The 4,463-nt window shown below is 55.7% G+C and carries 2 protein-coding genes and 2 pseudogenes; 1 reads left to right on the top strand and 3 read right to left on the bottom strand.

Features of this window, described 5'->3' with window-relative positions; all coding sequences use genetic code 11:
- Nucleotides 1-165, top strand: a pseudogene (locus G568_RS20435) (IS256 family transposase); the annotation flags it as partial.
- A 519-nt stretch (nucleotides 166-684) separates the two neighbouring features.
- Here G568_RS20435 and G568_RS0117495 read toward each other — a convergent pair.
- The 3 genes and pseudogenes from G568_RS0117495 to G568_RS20430 all read right to left on the bottom strand — a co-directional run.
- On the bottom strand, nucleotides 685-2,625 hold the full coding sequence (locus G568_RS0117495; RefSeq protein ID WP_169576977.1) for an RND transporter family protein: 1,941 nt from the start codon (nucleotides 2,623-2,625) through the stop codon (nucleotides 685-687).
- 47 nt (nucleotides 2,626-2,672) lie between these two features.
- Nucleotides 2,673-4,127, bottom strand: coding sequence for a cytochrome P450 (locus G568_RS0117490; protein ID WP_169576976.1), 1,455 nt, complete (start codon nucleotides 4,125-4,127; stop codon nucleotides 2,673-2,675).
- A gap of 171 nt (nucleotides 4,128-4,298) precedes the next feature.
- Nucleotides 4,299-4,463, bottom strand: a pseudogene (locus G568_RS20430) (IS256 family transposase); the annotation flags it as partial.

Genomic DNA, 4,463 nt, shown 5'->3' with positions numbered 1-4,463 from the left:
ACCAAGGGCTGCCTGAGCCGGAAAACCGGCCTCGCCATGGCCTTCAGGCTGATGATGTCAGCCCAGGCGAAATGGCGAAAACTCGACGGTGCCAATCGGCTGCCGGAAATCGTCCAGGGGATTGCCTTCAAGGACGGGATCAAGCAACTTCAAGCCGCCGCCTGATCACGCCGTCACCAACTTTCGGGCATAGCTCGCGACAGGTCCACTAGTGGCCACTCCTGCGGTGTAGCGTCACGTCACTTCCGCCCCGAGCCGGGTCGGTCATATTGAGTCTCAATGCCCCCTGAATATGCCTCACCTCGAGCCGCCCACCCCCAGGATCGGACACTGTCAACCCGCCCGCCTTATGTGTGATCTCGAGGCGCTGACCCGCTCTTGCCACTGGTCTGACAACTTCGGCTGAATTGATCCGGTTCGCTTCCCCGTAGGTCAGTCGCATTTCGAAAATGCGCGCGCTCTGCCGAGTTGCACAGCGCAGCCGCATAAGAACCTCGTTGCCTTTCGCGGTTCCACGATACCGGCAAGCAAGCGGTCGCGGCTTATCGGCATCAACAGGAGTAAACGCGCCCTTCCCTGCCCACTCTCCGAGAAACGGTTCAGCAGATTGCGCCAGCAGGGCTGATCCGGTGAATTGCGCCGTAAGCAAGACAACAAAAAAAGCAAGAACCCATGGCATATGTGTTATTTAATACCCCCCCTGCCAATCAGAACCACCGGCAACAGATACATGTCGGCGAGCCACGCAAGCCCCAACGACAACATCACGAGTGCGCCAAAGAGCTGAAGTCCTGGCAACCCACTCGCCAAGCTGATCGAGAACCCGCATATCAGTGCAAGCGTCGTCAGCGAAACAGGCTCCCCGGCATCTCGCAAGCCCTCCAAAACCGTATGCGTGGTGGCTCGTATCTTCCGCCGTCGAATGGCCCAGAGCAGATGCACCGTATCATCGACCACTATGCCCGAGGCCACAATCATCGCAACGACCGATGCCATGTTGATCCACCCCATGCTGAACACCATCGCAGCTTGCATCGCAAGAAGTGGCAGTAGGTTCACGAACAGCGCACAAACAGTCACCCAAGCCGATCGAAAAATCACACCAAACACGGTTGCGAGAACTGCGATCGCGAGAAAGAAAATGATCTGCAATCGCTCGACAATCTCGATCGCCGCTTCGGATACACGCATGGGGAAACCATCGATGATCGCGTCTGAATGATCCGCAAGACGCGCGAGCGTATTATCCGCAAGATTCAGAATGTCGCTGGCACGCATTCCCGCCGTCACTGGGAGAGGCAGCACAAGAGTATCACGCCCCGCGATCGCATCCGACACTCTGGACATATCTGGTGCTTCGCCGCCATTCAGGACGGCAATTGCAGCGGGTAGTCCATCGCGCGGATCGCTCGGCAGGGAAACGAAGAGCGGCGCCATAGCCAGCCCTTCCCTTTCGGCGGTCTCGAAGGCCTCCGCGACAGGCCCATCGGGAAGGTTTTCGGTGAATTCGAAATCTACTGGCACCCAAGATAATGAGAAAATCCCGATCAGCGAAACAGCGGCACCAGTGGCAATGATTGACCTGCGCGAACGAAGCCCTAACAGCACGGTGCGAAACAGCTTTGAAGACACTTTCTTACCAAACGTTGCATTGTCCATAGACGCAGACGCAACTCCACGACAGGCAAAGGGCCCGATTGTCACGATAGCCACCCAAAGTAGCGATGTGCCGGCCACGCCACAAAAGGCCAATCGTTGCAACGCCTCGCTTCCCTCCAGGGCCAAACTGGCAAACGCGAAGGCTGTTGTTGCGGTCGTCAGTGTTATCGCTGGAAGTATTCGGCGCAATGCAAGCTGTGGGTCGCCGTTTGTATGGTTTTTTCCCACAGCATTCATAAGGTGAAGCATGTCCGCCAGCCCAATCGTCAATATGACCGTAGGCACTACAGCGTTAAAAACATCGATCGGAATATCAAGCAAAGCCAGCAGCCCAAAATACCAGATGACGCCGACCAAGACCGGTGCAATGACATGCAGAGCAATTCGAAGACTGCCAAACCAGACCGCTACGATCGCAAGGCAAACAATCGCTGATACCGGTGTCAGCAGAAGATTGTCGAACTGAAGCCTGTCTTCAACCGCCTGCTCAATCGCAATCGGCCCCATGGGCGTCACACATAGTGTGGTGTCTTTCTCACATGGCGCGAAAGTTCGCGCCAAGGATGCCAGACTGTTACTTTCACCGGACACGAAGACCATGGATGCCGTCAGATCCCGTGACAAGAAGTCTGCGCCATAGCTCGCGGCATCTCGGGTGTGCTGTAATGCGGCGCGAGGCGCATAGCCTTCTGAGAGGGCCTGCTCCAGGACGAGCTGCCCGTTTTCCGCATCGGGCAATGAGAAAACGGATGATACATGCGTGATGCCTTCTAGAAGCTGAAGCTCGAACAGCAGATCTGAAAACGCGTTGAGCCCAGATGCTGACGCAAGGTTCTCTGATCTGACCAGTAGCACAGCCGTCCGATCCAGAAGAGAAGCTCCCTCGAATTTCGCTGCCGCAATCTGGGATGCATCACGCTCCGACAAGGCTGATGACAGGTCAGATTCGCTTTGAAGAAACGGCAACAACCCTAGGCAAGTCAACGTTACCAATATGACAACAGCGGTCCGTATCATCCGGCGGCGAAACGTGGCGTCTCTGCGCGCGCCGCTTCCCTGGGGAACCATTGCTGCCTGATACTTGCGCCCGGCCTGAGAAAGAAGCGCGCATTTACCGGCACCTCTTCCTCTACAGGTCCGGGCACCACCCTTTGGAGCACGATTGCAATCACGACTGCTATTTCCATGAAGGCGGCGCGTTGTCCGATACATCCTCGCGATCCGGCTCCAAATGGAAGGTAGCTACCGGCGATGGGCTCCACACGAAATCGATCCGGGACGAACTGGTCGGGATTGTGAAACCACCTCTCGGAACGATGTGTCAGATAGGGGCTGATCTGCAGTAACTCTCCGCGCTTTATTGGCAGGCCGGCAAGATCGAAATCACACCAGGCTTGCCGTGGAAACAGCGAATATGCCGTTGGGTATAGCCTAAGCACCTCATGAACCGACCGCCGAAGACGCGGCAGCTTCTCAAGGTCATCTAAGTCCGGCGGGCGCCCAGCCAGAACATCATCCAGTTCATCCTGAAGACTGATTACGGCTTCGCGATCCCGCCCCATCAGATAGAAGGCCCAGGTCAACGCTGTCGCCGTAGGCTCAAATCCTGCTATTATCAATGTGACTATCTCATTGCAGATCTTCCGCTTATCCCCTTTCAGATGAAATATCATCGCGGAAAGCACGTCTTGCCGGGGGTCGTTTGCACCGATCGCCATTCTGAGCTCTACAATTCGCGCGACATGCTCTCGGATGATCTTTATTGCTCGTCTCTTTCGAAAATTCCGGGGCGTAGGAATAATGGTTGGCAAGGTTGCCAGGCTAGTCAACTCCTGGACGATGATCTCGGACGATTGATACACCGCTTCGACAAAGGGTCCCTGGTTGAGAGTTTCTTCGACCCCCATCAGTGCATGCGTGACATTCTGGAGTGTTTGGATGCGACAGAAATGCTCGAGATCGACACTGGGAGCCGTATCTGTAGCTAACATCGACTCGACAGCAGCCATCGTTCTCTCGCGTAAGATCTTGGCGTTCTCGCTCAATCGGTCTTTGGCCAGCGCGGCAAGTGCTTGACGGCGTGACGATTTCGCACGCGCACCTTCGCCTAGAAGGGCGCTGTCATGAAACCATTGTGACATGACGCGTAGCGCCGGCTGGAAACGCTCGACGTTGCATTCATTCCGCATCAGAAGGGCGTTGATCTGCGGCGGAGTGGTGACGAGCCACATCCTGTGATGCCCGATATTCAGTCGAGGATTTTCGCCGTAATGGTCCCGCATACTGCAGAAAAAGTCCAGAGGGTCACGTCGCATATGCGCCAAGTGGGAAAGTCCACCGAACTTGGACCGAACTATCGCGAACTCGGGAGAAGAAGCAGAGTGTCCGGAAGCCTCCCCAATTTCCACTTCTGCATTTGCGCAACGGAGCGGTTTCGCCCAGGAATCCTTGAATGAATAGTAGGTCATTCGGGAATTCTTAGTGGAATTTCCTACAGATGACAGTCCAAAGTTTACCAAATAGTCAAACAACGCAACGTTCAAGCAAGAGCAGGTCATTCGAGACATTTCCGCACAGCGATCTCAACATGATGTGTTGCATTCCGGCGGAGCTATGCCCGAAAGTTGGTGACGGCGTGATCAGGCGGCGGCTTGAAGTTGCTTGATCCCGTCCTTGAAGGCAATCCCCTGGACGATTTCCGGCAGCCGATTGGCACCGTCGAGTTTTCGCCATTTCGCCTGGGCTGACATCATCAGCCTGAAGGCCATGGCGAGGCCGGTTTTCCGGCTCAGGCAGCCCTTGGT

Origin of the sequence: Sediminimonas qiaohouensis DSM 21189, assembly GCF_000423645.1 — a bacterium.
GTDB lineage: Bacteria > Pseudomonadota > Alphaproteobacteria > Rhodobacterales > Rhodobacteraceae > Sediminimonas > Sediminimonas qiaohouensis.
Note: the sequence above shows the minus strand (reverse complement) of the source record. Positions and strands in the feature narration are given on the sequence as shown.

Bases quoted from the DNA above. Each gene is read 5' to 3' on its own strand.
- G568_RS0117490 (WP_169576976.1), bottom strand. From the start codon at position 4,127: ATGACCTACTATTCATTCAAGGATTCCTGGGCGAAACCGCTCCGTTGC.